This is a genomic window from Sphingobium sp. JAI105, from assembly GCF_015752145.1.
Lineage (GTDB): Bacteria > Pseudomonadota > Alphaproteobacteria > Sphingomonadales > Sphingomonadaceae > Sphingobium > Sphingobium xenophagum.
In genome coordinates, this window is sequence record NZ_JADOUC010000001.1 from 1,522,688 (window position 1) to 1,546,862 (window position 24,175).

Below are 24,175 nucleotides of genomic sequence, written 5' to 3' on the forward strand. Positions count from 1 at the left end.
ATGGCCAACACGACTGAACCCGCCGCCGTAAAAGTGCATACCCCCGATCTTGTCGAGATGTGGCGATCGACCAGCGAATGGCTGTCGGTCCATTATGTCCAGATCGCCATCGCCATTGGCGCAGGCATTCTCATCTATCTCGCGCTGACCGCCCTGCGCCAGTTCGGCAAAAGGTGGCGCGGCGACCTTGGCGACCCGCTTGGCTATACCAATGTGCTGGGCCGTGCTGTGGCGCGCACCACCCATTTCTTCATGCTGATGGTCGCGGCCAAGCTGGTCGCTGGCTATGCCGATCCGCCCGCCGCGCTGTTCAAGACCATCGCCTTCCTGTTCACCATCGCGGCCGTGTTGCAGGGCGCGATCTGGGCGCGGGAAATCATATTGGGGCTGATCGAGCGCAAGACGCTGGCGGAGGATGGTCAGGGCGAAACGCTGGCCAATGCGATGGGCCTGATCCGCGTTCTGGTGACATTCGCCCTGTTCGCGATCGCCACCATCGTCGTGCTGGACAATCTGGGTGTCAATGTGACCGGCCTGGTCGCGGGCCTTGGCATTGGCGGCATCGCCATTGGTCTGGCCGCGCAGGGGATTTTTTCCGACCTGTTCGCCGCACTGTCGATCATTTTCGACAAGCCGTTCCGCCGGGGCGAGACCATCACCTATGACACCACAACCGCAACGGTCGAAAAGATCGGCCTGAAATCCACGCGGATGCGCGCCATCACGGGCGAAAAGAAAGTGATGTCCAACGCCAATCTGTTGCAGAAGGAAATCACCAGCTATTTCACGCTGGATCACCGCCGCATCAAATTTGCCATCGGCGTCATCTACCAGACCCCGCCTCAACTCGCCGCGCAGATCCCCGACATTCTCAAGGAGATCATCGAAGCCCATGGTGGCAATTTCGTCCGATCCGGCTTTGTCAATTTCGGCGCATCCAGCCTGGATTTCGAAGTAGATTTCGATGTGTATCTGCCGGACTGGGATTCGATCTATCAGGTGCGGCACAAGGTCGGCCTCGCCATATTGCAGCGGTTCAACGACGCCGGGCTGGAATTTGCCTATCCGACCCAGACGACCTTCACCGCCGCGCCGGACGGGCAGATGATCATGCCCTATGCGGAGGTGCAGCCGGTACGTGGTGTCTGAACTGCGGCGTCAGCCCGCGCCCCACAGGCTGCCGGGCTGAAGCAGGCCATCGGCCAGCGTCAGCGCCCCGTCGCGATCCCGCGCCAGAAGCAGCGCGCCATCAAGGTCGATCCAGTCCGCCCCCTGCGCCACCAGCGCGGCGGGCGCGATGCCAAGCGAGGTGCCAAGCATACAGCCTACCATGACGCGAAACCCCCGGTCCCGCGCCGCCTGACGCAGCGCCAGCGCTTCGGTCAGGCCACCGGCCTTGTCCAGCTTGATGTTCACCGCGTCAAAGTCGCCAAGCCGCTCAAGGTCCGCGCTGGTATGGCAGCTTTCATCCGCGCACAGCGGCAAGGGCGCACGGACCCCGGCCAGCGCCACCTCTTGACCATGGATCACGGGCTGTTCGACCATTTCGACGCCAAGGTCGGCCAGCGCCTGCGCCTCTGCCGCAATATCCAGATCATGCCAGCTTTCATTGGCATCGACGATCAGTCGCGCGTCCGGTGCGCCCGCCCGCACGGCGGCGATGCGCGCCCGGTCGCCCTCGCCCGTCAGCTTGCATTTGAGCAGGGCAAAACCGCGCCCGGCCGCCGTCCTGGCGGCAGCCTCCATCGTTGCCGGATCGCCCAGGCTGATGGTGAAAGCGGTCGGCAGCGGCGCGGGCTGGCAAAGGCCGGCAAGTTGCCAGACCGGCGCACCCGCACGCTTTGCCTCCAGATCCCATAGCGCGCAATCGAGCGCGTTGCGCGCCGCCCCGCGTGGCATATGCTTCAGCAACGCCTGCCGGTCGAGCGGCCCGGCATAGGCGCGGATCGCCGCCGCACACCCTTCCGCCGTTTCGCCCTCATAATAGATTGCCGTTCCTTCGCCCCGGCCGACATAGGTGCCATCGCCAACGGTGCAGACGACCACGTCCACATCGGTCTTGGCCCCGCGGCTGATGATGAACGCGCCTGCGACCGGCCAGCGTTCGACGGTCGCGGACAATAGGTGGATCATTGGCGGCTCCAATGCGTGAACGGATCGCCCGCCTATGCGCGAAAGTCGCGCGCGCCACCAGCCCCGCCCCATTGAGGCATTGCGGGCAGCCTGCTAAGCGCCGCGCATGGAGGACACACCCACCCCGTCGCCGCGCACCAGCGCCCGTCCCGCGCTCGGCAGCCTGACAATGCTGTGGGGTTTCGCGAAGCGCTATCCGGGGCGTATTGCAGGCGCGTTGATCGCGCTGATCGTGTCGTCGGCGGCGACGCTGGGCATCCCCAGCGGCTTCCGGCTGGTGATCGACCGGGGCTTCATGGGGGGCGGCGACATCAGCCGCTGGTTTGAATATCTGCTGCTGATCGTCATCATATTGGCGGTGGCGAGCGCGCTGCGCTTTTACTTCGTGTCCTGGCTGGGCGAGCGGGTGGTCGCGGATATTCGCAGCGCGACACAGGCCAATCTGCTGCGACAGGCGCCGCGCTTCTTCGAGGAAAACCGCCCTTCCGAAATCGCATCGCGCATGACCGCCGATACGGCTGTCGTCGAACAGGTGGTCGGATCGACCGTGTCGATCGCGCTGCGCAACATGGTCACCGGCGTTGGCGGCCTTATCTATCTGTTCGCGCTTGCGCCCAAGCTGGCGGCGATGCTGCTGCTGGGCATCCCCGTCATCCTGCTGGTGCTGCTGAGCCTGGGCCGCAAGGTGCGGGCTTTGTCCCGCGCCAGCCAGGACCGGCTCGCCGACGTCGGCAGCGTGACCAATGAAGTGCTGGCGGCGATGAAAATCGTCCAGGCATTCGGGCAGGAAAAGCGCGAGGCGGCGCGGTTCGACGCGACGGTCGAAAAGGGGTTCGACACTGCGCGCCGGCGCATCCGGTTGCGGGCGATCATGACGGCGGTGGTGATATCGCTGGTGTTCGGATCGATCACGGCGGTCATGTGGCAGGGCGCGCTGGATGTCGCGGCGGGCAAGCTATCGGGGGGCAGCATCGCTGCGTTCGTCCTGACTGGCGGGCTGGTGGCGGGTGCGTTCGGCTCCTTGTCGGAAAGCTGGGGCGATCTGCTGCGGGGTGCTGGCGCGGCCAGCCGCTTGCATGAGCTGATGACGGCGACGCCCGACATATTGCCGCCCGAAAGCCCGACGATCATTCCGGCCGCCGTGTCCGGCGCGCGGCTGACATTTGATGATGTGCGTTTCCATTACCCCACCCGGCCCGATCAGGCGGCACTGAATGGCGTGTCGATCGATGTTGCGCCCGGCGAGACGGTAGCGGTGGTCGGGCCTTCTGGCGCCGGCAAATCGACGCTGATCCAGCTGGCTTTGCGATTCTACGATCCCACGTCCGGTACTGTCCGGCTGAACGATGTCCCCTTGCCGCAGGCCGACCCGGCTGCATTGCGCGCGATGATGGCGATGGTGCCGCAAGACAGCGTGATTTTTGCGGCATCGGCCCGCGACAATCTGCGTTACGGGCGGTGGGACGCGACCGACGATCAGATCTGGGACGCGGCGCGCGCCGCCAATGCAGAGGGATTCCTGCGCGCGCTGCCACAGGGACTGGACAGTCCGATGGGGGAAGCGGGTACGCGCCTGTCGGGCGGGCAGCGGCAACGACTGTCGATCGCGCGTGCGCTGCTGCGCGACGCGCCGATCCTGCTGCTGGACGAAGCCACGTCTGCGCTGGACGCCGAATCGGAACGGTTGGTGCAGGATGCGCTCGGTCGGTTGATGGAGGGGCGCACGACTATCGTTATCGCCCATCGGCTGGCGACCGTGCGCGCCGCCGACCGGATCATCGTACTGGACGAAGGACGGATCGTGGAACAGGGCGATCATGCCGCGCTGGTGGCGCAGGGCGGCCTATATGCGCGTCTGGCGAGCTTGCAGTTTCAGGATGCGCCCTCGGCCTGATCCGGGGCGCCCTGCTCAGGCGAGGGCGGAACCGCTGCTCAGCTTGACGATATGATCAAGGATTGCGGGATGCAGCGGGCGTTCGAAGGCGCAACCCGCTTCATGGCCGCGCGTCCACAAGACGCGGGCACGACGACCTTCGAAGCCCGGCAACATGACCCATAATTCACTGCCACAGGTGAGTTTCATGAAGCTTTGAAGGCGAAAGCCAATGACGGATACGTCGGCTATGCGGCTGCTGAACCAGGTTTCGCCAGGACGACGAATACGCACACCGATCTGCACATAGCTGCGCTCTGCCAGCCGTGCCTTTCGGTCCACATCAGTCTGTCTGTCGGCGCTCATTGTTCGCTATCGCCTGCCCTTCCACCGCCATTATCGACGATCGGCGTAAGCAAAGCGTTAATAAGTCTGCCCTGAAGCGGGCGTGCTCGCGGGTCGGCCGGGCGGGGCCGAGCGCATAAAAAAGGGGCCACCCGAAGGCGACCCCTGAAACATCGGCAATATCAAAACCCGGATGCCGCCCTGCCCGCCCGGAAAAACGGGAAGTCTTAGTGCAGGCTGACAGACGCAGGCAATCAGCGTTTAGAAGTTGCCATATTGTTCGTTGCCGACAAAGCCCAGCTTCGTCACGCCCGCACGCTTGATCTCCGCCAGCACCTCATCAACGGTGACATAGCGGGTCTGCGCGTTCGGCTGGAACTGAAGTTCCGGCTCGACCGGCAGGCGCAGCGACTGCTGCAGATATTGACGCAGGGTCAGCAGATCGATCGCCGAACCGTTCCAGGTGATGACCCCGGCAGAATCGATGGCGACCTTGTTCTTTACCGGATCGATCGGGGTGTTCGTCGGCGGTGCGTTCTGCGGCAGGTCGATCTTGACTGCGTGGGTCTGGATCGGAATCGTGATGATGAACATGATGAGGAGAACGAGCATGACGTCGATCAACGGCGTCGTGTTCATTTCCATCATCGGTTCGCCTTCATCGGAACCCATGCTCATGGCCATAGCGAAATCTCCTTAATCAGCCGGTCAGAGGCGGGTCGTCGTCGTGCCGGGTTCCGGCTCGGAGATGAAGCCCACCTTGGGGAAACCGGCGCGCTGCATCGTATAGATCGTACCGCCGATGCACCGGTAGGGGGTGTTGATGTCGCCACGGATATGCACTTCGGGCATGTCTTCGGGCGTCATATTTTCGACGCCGCCTGCCTTCTTGATGTCCGCTTCGAGCTTCGCCACCGCGCGGTTGAGCAGATCGCTGGAATCAACCTTGGTCAAATTCCAATAAACTGCGCAGCTGCCGTCCGAACCGGTCGTGACCGAGAGGGAGACATTTTCCGGCTTCGTCGTGGTCGGCTCGAACGCCACCTTGGGAAGTTGCAGTTCGACCGTCTGAACGACGACCGGAACCGCGATAAGAAAGATGATGAGCAACACCAGCATGACGTCGACGAGCGGCGTCGTGTTGATGTCGGACAACGGTTTGTCGTCACCGCCGCCGGGGCCAACACTCATTGCCATTGATAATATCCTAACATTGGTGTCGATGGCGCCTCACCATCGCGAGGGCCATGGTCGGCGGGGAACCGGGTAGTCGCAGCGGCCACCCGGTTCCCACGCCGGCATCTCAAGACAATCAGGCCTTGGTCGGCGCAGCAACCGGCTTGGCAGCAGGTGCGGCGGGAGCCGGAGCAACGCTGGGCTTAACCGCGCCGTTCGACACCAGATAGGCCAGCAGATCGACCGTGAAGCCGTTCAGCTGTTCGGCGATCGACTTGTTGCGGCGCTGCAGGAAGTTGTAGGCGAGCACCGCAGGAACGGCCACGGCCAGACCCAGGGCGGTCATGATGAGCGCTTCACCGACGGGACCGGCGACCGCGTCGATCGACGCCTGACCGGCTGCACCGATCTTGATCAGCGCGCGATAGATGCCGATAACCGTACCGAACAGACCGATGAACGGCGAGGTCGAACCAACGGTTGCGAGGAAGGCGAGACCGCCGCCCAGCGACGAGTTGATCGCGGCTTCCGAACGACCGAGCGAACCGTGCAGCCAGTCATGGGCTTCGACCGGATCGGTCAGCTTGGTATGTTCTTCCTGCGCCTTGATGCCGTCATCGACGATCTGCTTGTAGGCAGAGTTCTTTTCCAGCTTGGCCGAACCTTCCTTGATGTTGGCGGCGCGCCAGAAGGTCGCGCGGACCTTCTTGCCCTGGTTGATCACCTTCTGCTGTTCGATCAGCTTGGTGAACAGAATGTAGAAAGTGCCGACCGACATGCCGCACAGAATGATGAACACGGTCCAGGCGATGGTACCGCCCTGTTCCAGAGCTTCCATCAGGCCATAGGGGTTTTCCGGCTTCGGCGCCGCAGCTGCGAGATACATCAACATGTTCAAGACTTCCCTCTCAATGAGATCAAGCTAGAGCGAGGCGGCGCCGGGCGCACGCCTTGCCCGTTTGGATTATTCCGGCAGACGCCAGGTGATACGGCCATTGTACGTATCGGGCATTTCCGCACCATCAGACCCCTTGGCCGGCTTGAACCGCGCACGACGCGGCAGCAGGCGGCAGGTCGCCTCATCGAGATCCGGGTGACCGGTCGAGGAGGTGATGGTGCAGTCGGTTACCCGACCGTCCGCACCGATTTGCAGGCGGAACCCGGCCGTACCCGAGCGTTCTTCGCGCTGGGCGCGGCTCGGATAGTCCGCATCGCTGAGCCAGCTGCCGGGCGAACTGCGCGGCGTTGCGCGGGTTGCGGCGACAGGCGGCGGCGGTGGGGCCGGCGGCGGGGGCGGGGCTGCGACCGGGACGGGGTTGAACACCGGAGGCGGCGTCCTAACTACAGTCATGGTCGGCGCAGGCGCCGGGGTCTGCACGATCGGCGGCGGGGCCACGACCGGCGGCGGCTCGACCGGCTGGTCTGGCGGCGGCGGTGGCGGCTCCTCGTCCGGTGGTGGCGGCTCTTCCTTCACGTCGATCACGTTCAGCTGTTCTGCCGCCTTTTTGACATATTTCATGCCAAGACCGGTGACGAAGGCATAGCCAAGAACAGCGTGAATCAGGGCGACGATGATGATCGAGACGGTCCGACTCGATCCTTGCGAGTGGTCAGCATAGGCCATTCGGCAACGACACTCCTTAACTCATCTTACCAGTGGTTTATACAAATCAGCCAAAAACGACCCAAGCCGACCGGGCTATCCCGGCCACCTTCGGCCCCTGTCCGTCCAATTGCTACCGCACAAACTCCTATCGCGGCACATCGTGGCACGCAAACGCTTTATCGATATGTTCATTTGCGGTTACCATTTCATAGCGGAATGACTTGCCTGTGATATCCTTGCCACGAGCCAAAAATATAGGACGAAGCTGATCATGAAATCCTCCACCCTGCTTTACCGGCTCGCGCTGCCATGCCTCATTTCAGCCGTAAATCTCCCGGTTTTCCCTGTTTTAGCGCAACATCTTCCGATGACAACGCGCTCAGCGCCCGCCGCCACCGGCTTGTCCTACGCCGACATTGTCGACCTGGCGGACACCGCGCCGCTAGTGGCCCATGTGCGAATCCGCAACATCATTCCGTTGAAGCCCGAACAGGCCGGGGACGTCCCCGCGGGCCATAAACGGCTGTTTGTGGAAGGCGACGTCATGGGTTTGATTCGCGGCGAGGCGGGAATCGCCCCCCTTGTAAGCTGGCTCTACGATGCGCCTGTCGACGCCCGCGGCAAATTGCCGAAACTGAAAAAGGCGCAGGTCATCCTGTTCGCGCGGCCCGGCGGGCGGCCCGGCCAGATCCAGTTGGTTGCCCGCGACGCGCAGATCCCGGCTACGCCCGCAGAAATCGAGCGGGTGAAAACCATATTGTCCGCGCTGGTCGCACGCGATGCGCCGCCCCGCATCCTGGGATTGGGTGATGCTTTCCATGTTGCCGGCACGGTGGCTGGCGAGGGCGAGACCCAGATTTTCCTGCGTACCGAAAATGGCGACCCCGTCTCGCTCTCGATCCTCCGTCGGCCCGGCGAGCAGCCCCGCTGGGCAGTGGCGCTGGGCGAGATTGTCGATGAAGCGGCGAAGGCGCCGGCGCCGGGCAGCCTGCTCTGGTATCGCCTGGCCTGCACGCTGCCCCCTGCCCTGCCCGCCCGCGCGGTGCGGACCCTGTCCGTGCAGGACGCCGAAGCGGCCCGCGCAGACTATCGCGTGGTGATCGATGCACTGGGCCCGTGCGGACGGACGCGGACGCCCGCCTGATACAGCTTTTGCTTGGACCCACGCGCACCTGTCGCTATCAGCGCGGGCTTCATCATCCGCGCTGATTATAGAGAAAGACGCCCCTATGACCAATCTGCACCGCCATGCCCCGCTGCGCGTTGCGCTCGTCGGCCTAGGCACGGTGGGCGGAGGCGTCATCCGGCTGCTCAACACCAATGCGGCTCTGATTGCCCGGCGCGCGGGTTGCCCGGTTCAGGTCGTCGCGATTTCGGCGCGTGACCGGAACAAGGATCGCGGTGTCGATCTGTCCCCCTATGAATGGGTGGACGATATGAACAGCCTGGCGACGCGCGACGATATTGACGTCGTGGTCGAACTGATCGGCGGGTCGGATGGTCCGGCGCTGACGCTGGCGCGCCACTGCCTGAATGCGGGCAAGCCGTTCGTCACCGCGAACAAGGCGATGCTGGCCCATCATGGGCTGGACCTTGCCCGGCTGGCCGAAAAGGGTGGCATTGCGCTCAAATATGAAGCTGCGGTTGCTGGCGGCATCCCGGTGATCAAGGGCATGCGCGAAGGCGCTGCCGCGAACGAAATATCGCGCGTCTACGGCATTCTCAACGGCACCTGCAATTACATCCTGACCACGATGGAAAAGGAAGGCCGGGGCTTTGACGAGGTACTGAAGGAAGCGCAGGAACTGGGCTATGCCGAGGCCGACCCCAGTTTCGACATTGATGGCGTGGATGCCGCGCACAAGCTGACCATCCTCGCCAGCCTGGCCTTTGGCACCGAACTGGATTTCGCCGCCGTCGCCACGACCGGCATTCGTCATGTCATCGCCGCCGACATTGCCGAGGCCGCTGCGCTGGGTTTCCGCATCCGGCTGGTCGGCATGGCCCAAAACGGCGCGGACGGGCTGTTCCAGCGAGTCCACCCGATGCTCGTGCCGCTCGACCATCCGCTGGCCCATGTCGATGGATCGTTGAACGCGGTGGTGGCGGAGGGCAATTTTGTCGGTCGCCTCTTCTTCCAGGGCCGTGGCGCGGGCGATGGGCCGACGGCATCAGCCGTGGTCGCTGACCTCATCGATGTCGCGCGCGACGAATATGGCGATGCCTTCGCCATGCCCGTCGCCGCACTGACGCCGCAAAATACCGCCGATGCAGGCGCACGGGTGGGACGCACCTATTTGCGCTTCATGGTGCAGGACCGTCCCGGCGTGCTGGCGGAAATCGCAGCCGCCACCCGCGACGCAGGCGTGTCTATCGAAAGCATGATCCAGCGCGGCGCGCATCAGGATGACGGCGTGCTGGTCGCCATCGTCACCCATGCGGGCGAGGAACGCTGCATCCGCGACACGCTCGATCGCCTGGCCGGATCGGACAGCCTGATCGGCACGCCGATGGTGATGCATATTCTGGATTGAACGACGCTAATGCTGCCCGGCGCCCTCAAAGCGATCGGGCAGCGGCGGTGGCGGCGCGAGATCCGCGTCGGGATCGATGATGGCGGTGCCAGTCCTGGCCATGACATCCGCCACCTTGAACACCGACAGGCCGCCGACGCACCCTGTCCCCTGCCCGCCGACCACGCCGCAACTGCCCTGCCGCACGGCCGCCGCCGAAGCCCGCGGCGCATCCCCCCGCACGATGCCGCCATTTTGCGCCGGCTCGCGCGGCAAGGGCAGGCGTTCGCGGGCATTACGCTCGGCCCGGTTGCCGCACACGACGATCGCATCGCCGCTGCGGTCACAGGGTTTTATCACTTGGGTCTTGCTGCGATACGCGGCCATCAATTCTTCATCCGCCGCATGGGCGGTTACCGGTGCGGCGAGAATGAGGATGCTGGCCAGAGCTTTCATCGCCCTGCCTGTTCATCATGCAATCATGGCCACATGATGACCGGCCTCCTTCGTCGCTCGACAAGGACGGGGCAACGGCCTATCCGCTCTGGCCATAAGAATAGGCAGAGGGATGAAGATGGTACAGGCAAGTTCGACGCTGGATCGCGTTCTGGTGCTGGAAATGGTCCGCGTCACCGAAGCGGCGGCCATTGCCGCTTCCAAGCTGATCGGCCGGGGCGATGAAAAGGCAGCCGATGCTGCCGCCGTAGAAGCCATGCGCCTGGCCTTCAACGACCTGTATATGGACGGCACCGTCGTCATCGGCGAAGGCGAGCGCGACGAAGCACCGATGCTCTATATTGGCGAGAAGGTCGGCAATGCGATCGGCACCGGGCCGAAAATCGACATCGCGCTCGACCCGCTGGAAGGCACGACCATCACTGCCAAGGCCGGTCCGAACGCGCTGGCGGTACTGGCGATTTCCGAAGAGGGCGGCCTGCTCAACGCGCCCGACGTCTATATGGACAAGCTGGCGGTAGGGCCGGGCTATCCCGACGGCGTGATCGACCTGAGCCGGTCAGCCAAGGAGAATGTCGAGGCGGTCGCCACTGCCAAGGGCGTGGAACCGTCCGACATCATCGTGTGCGTGCTGGACCGGCCGCGCCATGAAAAACTGATTGCGGAACTGCGCGCGATCGGCTGCGGCATCATGCTGATTCCCGATGGCGATGTGGCGGGTGTGATCGCCACGACCGATCCTGAAACCACGATCGACATCTATATGGGATCGGGCGGCGCGCCCGAAGGCGTGCTGGCCTGCGCCGCGCTGCGCTGTGTCGGCGGACAGTTCAAAGGACGGCTGCTGTTCCGTAACGAGGATGAAAAGCAGCGCGCCCGCAAATGGGGCATCACCGATCTCGACAAGATTTATGACCTGAAGGAACTGGCCAAGGGCGACTGCATCTTTGCCGCCACCGGGGTTACTGACGGGTCTTTGCTCGACGGGGTCAAGCGGCTGCCGGGTGGCAAGCTGACGACCGAGAGCGTGGTGATGCGCGCCAGCACCGGCACGGTACGTTGGGTGAAGGGCGAACATCGGCTGAACCACAAGCCGGTTTGACCGACAGCGAGCCGAACATAGGGAAAGGGAGCCGGATGGCTCCCTTTTTTGTGGGCCTAGCGCCCGGCGCGGTGGTTGAGATCGTGCCCTAGTGCCAGGATGCCGACGCCGATCAGCGTATAGACGCTTTCCTGCCAGCCATGGTCCATGGTCAGCGCGCCCGCCATCACCCCAAGCCCCAGCGCTCCGATCGCCGCGGGCATCATGAACCGATGGACCAGCGCGCCATGGCCGAGCGCGATCGCGCCCATCAAGATGGCCAGCACCAGTCCCGCTTCGTGAAAGATCGGGCTTTCAAAAATACCGCCCGCCGTCGCCAGCAGGCCCAGCACGACAGCCGTGATGAAGCAATGCGCCAGACACAGGCCCGACAGCGCGATCGCAAAGCGATCGAGGCGGCCGGACATCAGAAAGTGGCGAATGGTCTGCGACATGCTGGTGGCTACATAGGCCAAACCGTTATAAGTTACAACATATCATCATGATTTATGCGCGATGGCCCCAAAAGCAGCTAAGCCGCCAGGCGCAGGCAGTTCCGGCCGCTATGTTTGGCGCGATAGAGCGCCTTGTCAGCGGCCTCCAGCATCGCCGATCGCGTTGACCCACCGTCCAGTCGGACCAGTCCCGCGCTGAAGGTCACGGAGATGGCCTCGCTCCCCGCCTCCCCCACGGGAATCGGGGCGACCATGCGAGCGCGCAGCCGTTCACAGATCATGCTGGCCCGATCAATGTCGCTATCGACGAGCAAAATCGCAAATTCCTCGCCACCCAGACGTCCGATGCTGTCGATACCCCGCAATCCCGGCCGCAGCCGTTCGACAAACGCGCTCAACACCCGATCGCCTGCGCCATGGCCATAGCGGTCATTGACCGCCTTGAAATGGTCTATGTCGATCAACAACAGGCAGGACCGCGCGCCGTGGCGTGCGCGCAGGATTTCCGCTTCCAGCTTTTCGAGGAAGGCGCCGCGACTATCCGCTCCGGTTAGCGAATCATGCGATGCGACGTCTTGCAGCGCCTGTTGGCGGGCCTTGTGCCGGGACATGTCGCGGATCATGCTTACGACGCCACTGGCGACGCCCCGTTCGTCAACGACGGCGCGGCTCACCATTTCGCACCACTGCGGATCGCCGCCGGACAGCAGGGACCGGAATTCGACGGTGTGGCTGACGCCGGGATTGGCCAGCGCGCGGCGATGCGTGGCGATGACGATCCTCCGGTCCTTTGGATCGACCAGATGGGCGGCGGACTGGCCGATCAACAGGTCCGGCGCGCAGCCAATTTGTTCAGCGGCCGATGGCGAGGCGTAACGGATGATACCGTCCACGCCGATGTTGAGCACCACATCGCCGCTATGTTCGGCAATGGCGCGATACCGCGCCTCGCTGTCGTGCAACATCAGGAACAGGCGGCGACGGCTGTTGAGTTCGGCCGTGATCAGCATGCTGAGCAGAAAACTGAGCGCGATGTAGAATTGGAAATATTGCACCCGCGCGCCGACCGTTCCGGGAACGAGGTTCAGCGGACCGAGCCCTTGCACGGTCGCCGCTCCCCCAACCACCGCCAGGATGATGATGGAGGCCGCCGCACCCACCTGCCCGGTGCGAAAGGCAATCAGGACCAGCGGCAGGAGTGGCGCGAACAGCAGCGGATAGCGGGCCCAGAAAAACACATGGACGATGGCCAGCGTGAACAGCGCGAGCAGCACGATGGCCTCGACCTTGACCCGCTTCGGCGTATCCCGCAGCCAGCGCCCGCATTCGCCCTGCAACAGCAGGATCAGGATCGGCGCGAATGTCAGCCCGCCCAGCACATGCCCGCTATACCATTGCAGCCAGGATGCACCGAACGGCACGGACGTGACGAAGGAGGCGACCGTCGCCGCCATAACCCCGGCGACGACATTAGCGACGCCGCATAGGGCGATGATGAACACCACGAGGGGACGAATCGCGCCGATGATCCGGCGATCCGGCACGAAACGGCGACAGATGATCGCCACGATCAGCGATTCGACGACGTTGATCGCCGCCATGGGGATCGCGGCCAATGGACCCATGCCGAACAACGCAGTCGCCAAGGTGCTGGCAATGGCGCAGGCCATGATCGCGCGCGGCCAGTAGCGGGTGCGCGACGTCAGCAACTCCGCCATCAAAAAGGCATTGGCACCCCAGATGAAGGCAAGGCCGCCTTCAAAACGAGAGATCAGCAACGCCATTGTCGCCACGATGAAATAGACGCTGCCAGTGACAACAGGCGCGAAGATCGAGGAGGAGTGACGAAGAGCGGACCGTTGCATATTGGCGGGGAGGCTAGCGCCGCATCCTTAATATTTGCTCACCATGAATGCCCGCGATCGGGGAAAGCCCCTGTAATAGCGACGCAAAACCCCGGCGCGTGTCAGGCGCCGGGGTTGATCGTCATGCAAATCTGGCCGCGCCGTCAGGCCGATGCGTCGGACAGTAATTCATCGGTTGGCGCCGAGATGGACGGATTGCGATCCTTGATCTTCGCGCGCGCAGCCCGCACGCCGGCCCCATAATCGGGATGGACGGCGTCAAACAGCTTGCACTGGCGTTCCTCGATAAAGTCGGGAATGTCGCCCATGGCAGCGGCGATATTGGCGAACAGCCGGTCCTTCTCGCCCGCATCGAACAGTTCGAACAAGGCGCGGGGCTGGCTGAAATCGTCATTGCCCTCCCTGTGGTTCCAACGGTCTGCATCACCCGAAATCCGCAGCGGCGGCTCCAGAAACTTATTGTCCTCGACCGGTCCGCCAAAGCTGTTCGGCTCATAATAGGCTGCCGGATTAGGATTATTGGGGGTGAAGCGCATCGCCCCATCCTTGTGATAATGATGCACCGGGCATTTGGGGGCATTGACCGGCAATGCCTCATAATGGGTGCCGATGCGGTGGCGATGGGCGTCGGCATAGCTGAAGATTCGCGCCTGAAGCATCTTGTCGGGCGAAAAGCCGATGCCCGGCACGATGTTCGACGGCGACATCGCCAGTTGCTCGATTTCCGCGAAATAATTGTCCGCGTTGCGGTTCAGCTCCATCACGCCAATGTCGATCGGCGGATAGTCCGCATGCGGCCACACCTTGGTCAGGTCGAACGGATTGTAGGGCGTCTTGTCGGCATCCAGTTCGGGCATGATCTGCACCTGGACCTTCCACTTCGGAAACTCTCCGCGCTCGATCGCCTCGAACAAATCCTCCTGCGTCGATTCACGGGTGCGACCCACGACCTGCGCCGCTTCCTCATTGGTCCAATGCTTGTGGCCCTGCATCGTCTTGAAGTGGAATTTGACCCAGAAACGCTCATTGGCGTCGTTGATCAGGCTGAAGGTGTGGCTGCCATAGCCGTTGATGTGGCGCACGTCCGTCGGCAGACCGCGATCGGACATCAGGATCGTCACCTGATGCAGCGATTCCGGGCTGAGCGACCAGAAATCCCACATCGCCGTGGGCGAACGCAGATTGGTGCGCGGGTGGCGCTTTTGCGTGTGGATGAAATCGGGGAATTTCAGCGGATCGCGCACGAAGAAGACCGGCGTGTTGTTGCCGACAAGATCCCAATTGCCTTCGGGCGTGTAGAATTTCATCGCAAAGCCACGCACGTCGCGCTCGGCATCGGCCGCGCCCGCTTCGCCAGCGACAGTCGAAAAGCGCAGGATCATGGGCGTTTGCGCGCCCGGTTGCAGCACCTTCGCCTTGGTATATTTGCTGATGTCGCCGGTGATGGTCAGCGTGCCATGTGCGCCCCAGCCCTTGGCGTGGACGACGCGTTCGGGGATGCGTTCGCGATTCTGGTGGGCCAGCTTTTCCAGCAACTGATAGTCCTGCAACAGCAGGGGGCCGCGCGGGCCAGCGCTCAGGCTGTTCTGATTATCAGCGATCGGCGCGCCGCCGCTGGTCGTCATTAGGGGCTTATCGGCCATGGTCATCATCCTCATATTGCGAATGATGAAAGGATAAGCGGCGCTCAGGTTCCAGAGAAATTGATTAAAACATGCTGACTGATCGAATTTTACGGTAAATCAGGCGCAGGTCGGCGATCAGGCCTTTTCCAGCGTGCATTGCAGCGGATGCTGATTTTGCCGGGCGAAATCCATCACCTGATTGACCTTGGTTTCGGCCACTTCATAGCTGAAAATCCCGCACACGCCCACGCCGCGCTGGTGAACATGCAGCATCACGCGAGTCGCCTGCTCCATATCCATGCGGAAAAATTGCTGGAGGACGTGCACGACGAATTCCATCGGCGTGTAATCGTCGTTGAGCATGAGCACTTTGTAGAGAGACGGCTTTTTCGTGCGGGTCCGGGTGCGCGTGGCGATGCCGACGCTGGGACCGGTGCCATCGCCCGGATCGTCCCGATCCTCCCCCGTCATCGTCGCGGGGATCATAGATGCTGTCAAAATGCTGGTCATGATGGTCGAGGATATGGCAATTTGCCGGCCCATGGCAAGGGGCCGCCATGGCTGGATGCGATGGTAACCATCAATTTTGCAGACGGCAAAAAGGGCGCACCCCCCGATATGGAGAGCGCGCCCTGATGCTGTTCGTCCGATCGCTTAGGCAGCGAGCGACTTCACCTTGTCGGTCACCACGGTCACGCGGGCGGTCAGCGGGCTGGCAACGTCGCTGGCCAGCTTCATCATCGCTTCGCTGCTCTTGGCGGCTTCCTTGGTGAAATCGTCAAAGCTGCTCGAAAACATCTGGCTTTGCAGCTGGAAGAATTCGGTCGGGGTCTTGACGGTCGCGAAGGACTTGAAAGAGGCGGTCGCCTTTTCGAAGCTCTTGCGGCTGTAGTCGACAGCTTCCTGGCCCAGGGTTTCCATGCCCTTGGCTGCGATCTTGCCGGATTCGACCATCGCTTCGACATTGCCCTTGGCGATGTCGCTGAATTCTTCGATAGCCTTGGTCGACTTTTCGACGCTGGCCTTCGCCTTTTCGTTCATGTCGGCATAAACGGTTTCCAGCTTCGCCTTGGCGTCTTCAGCGAACTTCTTGCCGGTTTCGATTACGTCGTTCATCGTTTTGGTTCCTTCTATGGCGGACAGCGTCTTGAGTGCGAACGGTTCGGCCTGCTCGGGCAAGCTCTTGGTCATTTCGGGTTCGGCCGGAGCCTCAGGCGGCGTGGCGTCTACGGGCGCCTGCGCCTCTGGTTCGGCAACCGGTTCCGGAAGCGGCGGCGCGTCGACGGCGGTCGTCGCTGCAACAACGGCAGCGGGATTGGCGTCGATTGCTTTCACGCTGGACGCCGCCGCCTTACGCGGGGGCGCTTTCTTGGGTGCGGGGGCAATCGCCGCTTCGGCAGCCTTGAGCGCTTCGCTGGCCGACAAGGTCGTCGATGCGCTTTTAGCGCGCGGGGCGCTGCGTCCGGTCTTGGGTGTTACGGCCATGGACTTTCCTCCATTTGTTGCAGTGCACAATAGTCGCTTTGCGATGTGATTGCAAGACTTATTGTGCGCTGCAACAAAAGCGTCACGCAGCAGGGTGGAGGAGGCGTTCCAAGGTCTGGAAAAAGAGCGATTACCGCGCTTTTACATAGCGTCCGGGCGCATCTTCCACCGCCTTCAGCCGGCCCTTGCCCGGCACACGCGCCCCTTTGACCGGGACGGTCTGCGGATCGAGTCGTTCGATCCAGGCGCGCCAGTCGGGCCACCAGCTGCCCTTGGTTTCCTGCGCCGCGGTCAAGAAGGCCTCGAGCGTCGGCCGGCTATCCTCGCACGCCCAATATTGATATTTCTGCGCCGCCGGAGGATTGATGACCCCGGCGATATGCCCCGACCCTGCCAGCAGGAAGCGGACCGGCCCGGACAGATTTTCGGTCAGCTTCCACACGCTTTCCAGCGGCGCGATATGATCCTCTTTCCCCGCCTGCACATAAGCAGGCGTCGTGACTTTCGTGAGATCGATCGGCGTGCCGTCTACCGTGATGGCGCCGGGCACCACCAGCAGATTGTCGCGATAGAGCTGGGTCAGATAATCCCGGTGCCAGCGGGCGGGCAGATTGGTCGTGTCGCCATTCCAGTAGAGCAGGTCGAACGGCGGATAATCCTGCCCCAACAGATAATTGTTGACGACATAGTTCCAGATCAGGTCGCGACCGCGCAGCAGGTTGAAGGTGAGCGCCATATAGCGCCCGTCCAGAAACCCCTGCGATGACAATTGGTCGACCAGCTTCATCTGTTCATCATCGATGAACAGGGTCAGGTCGCCCGCCCGGCTGAAATCGACCTGGGCGGTGAAGAAGGTCGCGCTCGCCACCTTGCCCCCCTCCCCGCGCGCGGCCAGCAGCGCCAGCGTTGCCGCCAGCGTGGTGCCCGCGACGCAATAGCCGATCGTATGGACGCTCGGCACGCCCAGCAGATCGCGCACCGTATCGATCGCGTCGATCTGGCCACGCAGGATATAATCGTCCCAGATCAGATCCTTCATCGATGCGTCGGCGGATTTCCAGGAGACCAGAAACACGCTGATCCCCTGATCCACCGCCCATTTGACAAAGCTTTTCTGCGGGCTGAGGTCGAGGATATAGAAGCGGTTGATCCATGGCGGGAAGATGATGAGCGGCGTCGCCAGCACATCCGGCGTGGAAGGCGCATAATGGATAAGTTGGTAGAGCGGGGTTTCGTGGATGACCTTGCCAGGCGTCGCGGCGATATTGACGCCCAGTTCAAACTGGGTGCCGTCGGTATGGGTCAGTTGGCCCTTTTCCAGATCGGCCAGCATATGCTGCAAGCCCTTGACCAGATTTTCGCCACCGCTCTCGATCGTCTTTTCCACCACGGTCGGGTTGGTCAGCGGGAAATTGGAGGGCGAAAGCGCATCGAGCATGCCGCTGGTCGCAAAGCGCAGCTTCGCCTTCTGCTTGGGATCGACACCGTCGACGGCATCGGCCAGTTGCAGCATATAGTCCGACACGAGCAGATAGCTTTGCCGGATCAGGTCGTAAAAGGGGTGCTGGGTCCAGGCGGGATCGGCAAAGCGGCGGTCCTTGCGCGCGGCCGGGCTGTCGGCGGGCACGGGTTCGGGCTTTTCGCGGAACATGCCGCCTGAATCGATGAAGCGCTGCCACATCGCCAGCCCTTCGTCAGCGAAACTCGTCTGGATACGCGCCACCGTTTCGGGCGAAAAAGGGAGCGTCTGGCCCGCAGCGCCCGCCGCCTGTTCCAGCATCAGTTGCTGGGCCTGACCAATCGCGTGGGTCCATTGCTGCATCTGTTCCAGCGTAGGCAGATGCGGCTCCATGATGTCGGCTTTATCCATGGCCACTCTCCTGTTCCTGGCATCGTTTCATCGCATCGCTTTTTCTGGCGCGGCGCAAGCTGGCCGGTTATAGCCAGATTGTGACGCGGCAACGGCGCGACACGCACTATTCCCTACCGAGCGCTTTCAGGAAAGCCCCCAAAATGTCCGAAGAATTCTACCGCATGAAACGCCTGCCCCCCTATGTCATCGCCGAAGTGAACGCGATGCGGGCGGCCGCGCGCGCGGCGGGAGAGGATATTATCGACCTGGGCATGGGCAATCCCGATCTGCCGCCGCCGTCCCATGTCATCGACAAGCTGGTCGAGGTAGCGCGCAAGCCCGACGCCCATGGCTATTCCCAGTCGAAGGGGATTCCGGGCCTCCGCAAGGCGCAGGCCAACTATTATGGCCGCCGCTTCGGCGTGGATGTCGACCCGGAAAGCGAAGTGGTCGTGACCATGGGATCGAAGGAGGGCCTGGCAAGCCTGGCCACCGCGATCACGGCGCCGGGCGATGTCGTGCTGGCCCCCAACCCCAGCTATCCGATTCATATGTTCGGCTTCATCCTGGCGGGCGCGACCATCCGGTCGGTGCCGACGACGCCGGACGACAATTATTTCCGCTCGCTCGACCGCGCCATGGCCTTCACCGTGCCGCGCCCGTCGATCCTGGTGGTCAATTATCCGTCCAACCCGACCGCCGAGACGGTGGACCTGGCCTTTTACGAGCGACTGGTCGCCTGGGCGAAGGAGAATAAGGTGTGGGTCTTGTCCGACCTTGCCTATTCCGAGCTATATTATGACGGCAACCCGACGCCATCCATCCTGCAGGTGCCGGGCGCGAAGGACATTGCGATCGAGTTCACCTCGCTCAGCAAGACCTATTCGATGGCGGGCTGGCGGATCGGCTTTGCGGTCGGCAACAAGCAACTGATCGCGGCGATGAGCCGGGTGAAATCCTATCTCGACTATGGCGCGTTCACGCCGATCCAGGCGGCGGCCTGCGCCGCGCTCAACGGGCCGCAGGATATCGTGCAGAAGAATCGCGAACTGTACCACAAGCGCCGCGACGTGCTGGTCGAAAGCTTTGGCCGCGCCGGATGGGACATCCCCGCCCCACCCGCGTCCATGTTCGCCTGGGCACCGTTGCCGCCTGCGCTCAAGGATATGGGCAGCCTGGAATTTTCCAAGCAATTGCTGACCCATGCCAAGGTCGCTGTTGCGCCGGGCGTCGGCTATGGCGAGGATGGCGAAGGCTATGTCCGCATCGCCATGGTGGAAAATGAACAGCGGCTGCGGCAAGCGGCCCGCAACGTGAAGAAATATCTTCAGTCGATGGGCGTCAATACGCCAGCCAAGGGCGCGGCTTGACGATCACGGTCGCGCCATGATCCCCCTTCCCCAGGTTTCGCTGGTCTCTCAGACGATCCAGCTGGCGCTTGCCCCGGTGTTCCTGCTCGCCGGGATCGGCGCGTTCCTGAATGTCTCCGTCAGCCGGCTGGCGCGGATCATCGACCGGGCGCGGACGGTGGAGGCGGCGATCCTGACCACGCGCGGGCGCGAGCATGACCGGCTGGTGCATGAAATCCGCGTCCTCGACCAGCGGATGAGCGTCGTCAATATGGCGATCTTTCTGTCGGTTGCGTCCGCCTGCGCCGTCTGTCTGGTCGTCATCCTGCTGTTTGCGGGCAATTTGTTCGACGCCCATCTGGGGACGCCGATCGCCATATTGTTCAGCCTGGCGATGCTGTTGCAGGCGGGCGGCTTTGCGACCTTCATTCAGGAGATCCGGCTGGGATCGAAGATCATCCATGTCCGCAACGAAGTCCTGTATCATAAGGCCGAGATGGAAGAGCCGGACGCCGAATGACGCGCTTCACCGTCAATGACCGGCCAGTCCAGTATCGCATGGACCCGGACACGCCGCTGCTATGGGCGCTGCGCGACGCATCGAACCTGACCGGCACCAAATATGGCTGCGGCACGGGCGACTGTGGCGCCTGCACGGTGGATATAGACGGGGAAGCGGTACGCTCCTGCCAGGTGACGATCGGCAAGACCGAAGGGCGTTTCGTCACCACGATCGAGGCGCTGTCGCCCGATCGCGGTCATCCCCTGCAACAGGCGTTCGCCGCCGACAATGTGTCGCAATGCGGCTATTGCATCCCCGGCATGATCATGGCGGCGTCGGTGCTGCTGCGCCGGACCAATGATCCAAGCGACGCGGAAATTGACGCGGCGATCACCAATATCTGCCGGTGCGGCATCTATCCCCGGCTGCGCGGCGCGATCCGCCGGGCCGGGCGGATCATGCGGGGCGAAGATACAGGCACAGGCGATCAGGGATCCGCCGCGCCGCCGCCGGGCATCACCCCGGAGGAGGCGGCCCGCACGATCCCGGCACTTGGTCGGCCAGCGCCTGCGCCCAAGCGATAGCGCTGCCCGACTAGGCTGCTTCCCCGATCAGCGGCGTCATCGCCTGCGCCAGCGTCGCGCCCGAATAGGGCTTCTTGACCAGCGTGACATCGGCGAAGCGATCCGGCAGTTCCAGTCCGTCACCATAGCCGGTCGCAAACAGGAAGGGGATGCCCTGCTCCGCCAGCAGATCGGCCACCGGCATGCTGGTTTCCGCGCCCAGATTGAAATCGAGCACGGCCAGATCGACCGGATGCTGCTGAAGGGCTTCGCGCGCACGGGCGATGGTGGCGGCGGTCGTCACATCCGCGCCCAGATCGCGCAGGGCGTCCTCCCCGTCCATGGCGATGATCATATTATCTTCCACCAGCAGGACGTGACGCCCCTTGAGCAATGCAGGCGTCACGGCAATGACGGGGCGCGAACGATCCGTGCCGACGACGTCGGGCAGCACCGACACAACATGAGTGGAAGGGATGCAGAAATGCGCCTCCAGCCCGGCCAACCGGTAGTGGATTTCGGCGCGGCCATCCAGATCATAGGGAATGGATCGCTCGATCACGGTCGATCCAAATCCCCGCCGCGTGGGCGCGACCACCACCGGACCGCCACTTTCGCGCCAGTCGATCAGCAGGCTGCCATCCTGATCCACGCGCCAGTCGATCGTCACTGTGCCGTTGTCCGACAGCGCGCCATATTTGGCGGCATTGGTCAGCATTTCGTGGATCACCAACGCCATGACCGTGAAGCAGCCAGGCGTCAGCAGCACATTGGGGCCAGACAGCCGGACCCGGTCGCGCCGTTCACCCAGATACACGCCCGCCTCAACCTCTATCAAGTCGTAGAGGCGTGCGGGACTCCAGCGGTCGGCAGTGATCTGGTCGTGGGCGCGGGCCAGCGCGTGGATGCGGCTTTCCAGCGTGCCGATGAAATCCTCGACTGACACGGCGCTGCTGCGCGTCTGCGACAAAAGCCCGCGAATCAGCGCCAATATGTTGCGGACCCGGTGATTGAGTTCCGCGATCAGCAATTCCTGCTTTTCATGCGCGCGCTGCCGTTCCGCATCCGCTGAATCGGACAGGCGGAGCACGACTTCGAGCAGGGCTGTGCGCAAGGCTTCGGCGACGCGCAATTGCGCGGGGGCGAAAGGCAGTGCCGTTCCCTTCACCAGTTCCGACCATTCCTCGAAACTTTTGCGCGGAGTGAGCCGCGGGCCATTGGGGCCATATTCGATATGCTTGTCCTGATTGCCCGCCCAGCGCACCGCGCGCAGCTGTTCGGCACGGAACAACACCACATAGTCACGCGGTCGGCGCGACAGCGGAATGGCGAGCAGTCCGGAGGCACGATCGGCATAGGCAGCCGCTTCGGGCAGGACGCGGCCGAGCGCATCGGTCGTATAGACCTGACTGGCGGCGACGCGGTTGAGCATCGAGACGATGCCGGCAAACGCCGCCGTGTCAGGGGTCAGCCCCGACAGGCTGATCTGCCCGTCAATATAGACACCAACGCCATCGGCCGGAATCGTGTCGAAGATGATGTCGCCCAGCCAGCGCGCGTTGGACAGCAGGTCATGATCCTGCGCCACGGCCGACATGAGCCGGTCGGCAACCTGTCTCGCCTTGCCCTCATAGTCGGCTGTCTCCGCGCGTTCGCGGCTTTCCAGCATCATCGAGAATATCTGGCCGAACAGTTCCGCCGCGCTGCGCTGGGCAAAGGTCGGCAGGCGCGGGGCATAGTGGTGGCAGGCGAACAGCCCCCATAGCCGCCCTTCGACGATGATGGAGATGGAGAGCGACGCCCCCACCCCCATGTTGCGCAGATATTCGATATGGATGGGTGATACCGCGCGTGTGAGGCAGAGCGACATGTCGAGCGCCGCGCCGGTCGGATCAAGCGTTGGGACGATCGGCACGGGCTGCGCATGAACATCGGCGATCACGCGGAAAATGTTGCGCAGATAGAGCGCGCGCGCCTGCACCGGAATGTCGGAGGCGGGGTAATGCAGGCCAAAGAAACTGTCGATGCCGGGCCGCAGTGCTTCGGCCACGACTTCGCCATCGCCGCCATCGGCGAAGCGATAGACCATCACCCGGTCAAAGCCGGTCAGCGCCCGCACCTGTCGCGCGCCATCTCGCAGGAAAGCCGTCATGCCATCGGCCTGCGCCAGTCGCGCGACCATGGAGCGAACGGTGCTGCTCGCTTCCATCTCGTCGGCGCTGGCGGGTTCGGCCTCTATCACTACCAGCGGACCGGAAAAATGGACGGCGACATCGAACGGCGCGCCGCCGGACATCAACGGCAGGGAGAAGATGCGTTCCACCGAGTCGGCGCCGCGCAGCAGGGTGATGCGGTTGCGCAGCGCATGGATGGCATCGGCATCCAGCAGGTCGCTGACCGGCTTGCCCAGCATGTCGTCCGGGGACAGGCCAATGAAGGCAGCGCTGTTGGCCGATACGCGCGACACGAGCCAGTCGGCGGTCAGCGCGATCAGGAAACCGAAAGGTTGAACCGTGCCCAGCACATGGATCGGTTCCCGATCGCAATTGGTCAGATTGACGGCGAAGTCCGCGCCTGTACCGCCGCCATCAGCCATGGGCAGTGGCCAGTTCAGCGCGGGTTGCGGCAGCAAAAAGGGCGAAGGCGGCCTGCGCGCCCTGCACGGCGTCGTCCAGCCAGTCTTCGCCCCCGTCAGCGGCTGCCCGATCGAGCGCCTGCTGAAACGCGACCCAACCGCCCTTGCCATGGACGGCGGACAGATAGGCATGTGGCAGGCCGGGTGCGACCCGGCGCGCGAGCATCGCGCCACCCAGCCGCGACCCTTCCAGCGCATAAAGCAGCCCCCAGCGATAGCCATCGCGATCGGGATCGGCGAGCGAAAGGGGCGCAGGCATGGCCATATCCATCGCCGCAAGATCCGCCGCGATCATGGGCAGGCGTGGCGATTCGGGGCGCGCAACCGATTCAAGCGCGCCCAGCGCGCGGGCATGGGCCGTCAGGAACGCAGCATAATCGCTTTCTGAATCAAGCCGGTAGGCTGAAAATAGGCCATCAACATGGCTATGACTGTCGCTGGTAGCTTCGCGCAGGGCCTGACGGACGCCGCTGACATGGGGAGATTTATTCACTCGGCAGTCCTATAGAGGGGGCAAGCACCCTGCACTGATCTGGATCAGCATTTGATCCGGGTCCGGCCGTTTTTAGCGGACGGACCGATACGAAAACGAAATAACGCGCGAGGCGGGATTTGGGTTCATTACGTCCCGCGATTCTTTCAAATGGCTGACGGACAGGTT

General features: G+C 63.1%; 23 protein-coding genes. 8 read left to right on the forward strand and 15 right to left on the reverse strand.

The window, feature by feature from the left end; genetic code table 11:
- A complete protein-coding gene (locus IWY39_RS07260) occupies positions 1-1,149 on the forward strand; it encodes a mechanosensitive ion channel family protein (protein ID WP_107124243.1) in 1,149 nt (382 codons plus the stop codon).
- A 9-nt stretch (positions 1,150-1,158) separates the two neighbouring features.
- Here the strand turns inward: IWY39_RS07260 and dgcA are convergent, their stop codons facing one another.
- Positions 1,159-2,133, reverse strand: a complete 975-nt coding sequence (dgcA, locus tag IWY39_RS07265) for an N-acetyl-D-Glu racemase DgcA (RefSeq protein ID WP_107124244.1) — start codon at positions 2,131-2,133, stop codon at positions 1,159-1,161.
- 106 nt (positions 2,134-2,239) lie between these two features.
- Here dgcA and IWY39_RS07270 point away from each other — a divergent pair, with 106 nt between their 5' ends.
- Entirely contained in the window at positions 2,240-4,027 is a 1,788-nt protein-coding gene (locus tag IWY39_RS07270) for an ABC transporter transmembrane domain-containing protein (protein WP_107124245.1), read from the forward strand.
- A 15-nt stretch (positions 4,028-4,042) separates the two neighbouring features.
- Here IWY39_RS07270 and IWY39_RS07275 read toward each other — a convergent pair whose 3' ends face one another.
- From IWY39_RS07275 to IWY39_RS07295, 5 genes are all read right to left on the reverse strand, one after another.
- Positions 4,043-4,372 (reverse strand): PilZ domain-containing protein, encoded by a 330-nt coding sequence (locus IWY39_RS07275; protein ID WP_107124246.1) that lies wholly within the window; start codon positions 4,370-4,372, stop codon positions 4,043-4,045.
- A 240-nt stretch (positions 4,373-4,612) separates the two neighbouring features.
- Positions 4,613-5,035, reverse strand: coding sequence for an ExbD/TolR family protein (locus tag IWY39_RS07280; RefSeq protein WP_017181480.1), 423 nt, complete (start codon positions 5,033-5,035; stop codon positions 4,613-4,615).
- Positions 5,036-5,059: 24 nt separating this feature from the next.
- The gene (locus IWY39_RS07285; RefSeq protein WP_026002105.1) at positions 5,060-5,548 is read right to left on the reverse strand and encodes an ExbD/TolR family protein; all 489 of its coding nucleotides are present in this window, start codon (positions 5,546-5,548) and stop codon (positions 5,060-5,062) included.
- A 115-nt stretch (positions 5,549-5,663) separates the two neighbouring features.
- Complete coding sequence (locus tag IWY39_RS07290; protein WP_174302239.1) at positions 5,664-6,419, reverse strand: MotA/TolQ/ExbB proton channel family protein; 756 nt, start codon at positions 6,417-6,419, stop codon at positions 5,664-5,666.
- 72 nt (positions 6,420-6,491) lie between these two features.
- The gene (locus tag IWY39_RS07295; protein ID WP_107124247.1) at positions 6,492-7,151 is read right to left on the reverse strand and encodes an energy transducer TonB; all 660 of its coding nucleotides are present in this window, start codon (positions 7,149-7,151) and stop codon (positions 6,492-6,494) included.
- 349 nt (positions 7,152-7,500) lie between these two features.
- On the opposite strand from IWY39_RS07295, the gene IWY39_RS07300 reads away from it, so the two are divergent.
- Together IWY39_RS07300 and IWY39_RS07305 are read left to right on the forward strand one after the other, a co-directional pair.
- Complete coding sequence (locus IWY39_RS07300) at positions 7,501-8,277, forward strand: hypothetical protein (protein ID WP_017181484.1); 777 nt, start codon at positions 7,501-7,503, stop codon at positions 8,275-8,277.
- An 85-nt stretch (positions 8,278-8,362) separates the two neighbouring features.
- On the forward strand, positions 8,363-9,667 hold the full coding sequence (locus IWY39_RS07305; protein WP_017181485.1) for a homoserine dehydrogenase: 1,305 nt from the start codon (positions 8,363-8,365) through the stop codon (positions 9,665-9,667).
- Positions 9,668-9,673: 6 nt separating this feature from the next.
- On the opposite strand, the gene IWY39_RS07310 is transcribed toward IWY39_RS07305, so the two are convergent.
- Positions 9,674-10,102 carry a hypothetical protein gene (locus IWY39_RS07310; protein ID WP_107124248.1) on the reverse strand — a complete coding sequence of 143 codons (429 nt, stop codon included), beginning with the start codon at positions 10,100-10,102 and terminating at the stop codon, positions 9,674-9,676.
- A gap of 118 nt (positions 10,103-10,220) precedes the next feature.
- Between IWY39_RS07310 and glpX the strand changes: the two genes are divergently transcribed.
- The gene (gene glpX / locus IWY39_RS07315) at positions 10,221-11,204 is read left to right on the forward strand and encodes a class II fructose-bisphosphatase (RefSeq protein WP_107124295.1); all 984 of its coding nucleotides are present in this window, start codon (positions 10,221-10,223) and stop codon (positions 11,202-11,204) included.
- A 56-nt stretch (positions 11,205-11,260) separates the two neighbouring features.
- On the opposite strand, the gene IWY39_RS07320 is transcribed toward glpX, so the two are convergent.
- From IWY39_RS07320 to IWY39_RS07345, 6 genes are all read right to left on the reverse strand, one after another.
- Complete coding sequence (locus IWY39_RS07320; protein ID WP_026002108.1) at positions 11,261-11,638, reverse strand: MerC domain-containing protein; 378 nt, start codon at positions 11,636-11,638, stop codon at positions 11,261-11,263.
- 77 nt (positions 11,639-11,715) lie between these two features.
- Positions 11,716-13,503, reverse strand: a complete 1,788-nt coding sequence (locus tag IWY39_RS07325; RefSeq protein ID WP_107124249.1) for a sensor domain-containing diguanylate cyclase — start codon at positions 13,501-13,503, stop codon at positions 11,716-11,718.
- 143 nt (positions 13,504-13,646) lie between these two features.
- A complete protein-coding gene (locus IWY39_RS07330) occupies positions 13,647-15,146 on the reverse strand; it encodes a catalase (protein WP_107124296.1) in 1,500 nt (499 codons plus the stop codon).
- A gap of 117 nt (positions 15,147-15,263) precedes the next feature.
- Complete coding sequence (gene clpS / locus IWY39_RS07335; protein WP_017181491.1) at positions 15,264-15,671, reverse strand: ATP-dependent Clp protease adapter ClpS; 408 nt, start codon at positions 15,669-15,671, stop codon at positions 15,264-15,266.
- A gap of 111 nt (positions 15,672-15,782) precedes the next feature.
- Positions 15,783-16,613 carry a phasin family protein gene (locus IWY39_RS07340; protein ID WP_017181492.1) on the reverse strand — a complete coding sequence of 277 codons (831 nt, stop codon included), beginning with the start codon at positions 16,611-16,613 and terminating at the stop codon, positions 15,783-15,785.
- 130 nt (positions 16,614-16,743) lie between these two features.
- Entirely contained in the window at positions 16,744-18,483 is a 1,740-nt protein-coding gene (locus IWY39_RS07345) for a PHA/PHB synthase family protein (RefSeq protein ID WP_107124250.1), read from the reverse strand.
- 143 nt (positions 18,484-18,626) lie between these two features.
- Here IWY39_RS07345 and IWY39_RS07350 point away from each other — a divergent pair, with 143 nt between their 5' ends.
- From IWY39_RS07350 to IWY39_RS07360, 3 genes are read left to right on the forward strand one after another with little or no spacing between them, the layout of a single operon-like run.
- On the forward strand, positions 18,627-19,835 hold the full coding sequence (locus IWY39_RS07350; RefSeq protein WP_107124251.1) for an LL-diaminopimelate aminotransferase: 1,209 nt from the start codon (positions 18,627-18,629) through the stop codon (positions 19,833-19,835).
- A gap of 16 nt (positions 19,836-19,851) precedes the next feature.
- Complete coding sequence (locus IWY39_RS07355; RefSeq protein ID WP_017181495.1) at positions 19,852-20,334, forward strand: DUF2721 domain-containing protein; 483 nt, start codon at positions 19,852-19,854, stop codon at positions 20,332-20,334.
- Positions 20,331-20,900, forward strand: a complete 570-nt coding sequence (locus IWY39_RS07360) for a (2Fe-2S)-binding protein (RefSeq protein ID WP_107124252.1) — start codon at positions 20,331-20,333, stop codon at positions 20,898-20,900. Before IWY39_RS07355 ends, IWY39_RS07360 begins: the two co-directional genes overlap by 4 nt.
- A gap of 10 nt (positions 20,901-20,910) precedes the next feature.
- Here IWY39_RS07360 and IWY39_RS07365 read toward each other — a convergent pair whose 3' ends face one another.
- Entirely contained in the window at positions 20,911-23,475 is a 2,565-nt protein-coding gene (locus IWY39_RS07365) for an HWE histidine kinase domain-containing protein (protein WP_107124253.1), read from the reverse strand.
- Positions 23,468-24,007 carry a biliverdin-producing heme oxygenase gene (locus IWY39_RS07370; protein WP_017181498.1) on the reverse strand — a complete coding sequence of 180 codons (540 nt, stop codon included), beginning with the start codon at positions 24,005-24,007 and terminating at the stop codon, positions 23,468-23,470. Before IWY39_RS07370 ends, IWY39_RS07365 begins: the two co-directional genes overlap by 8 nt.
- Between the last annotated feature and the right edge of the window lie 168 nt (positions 24,008-24,175).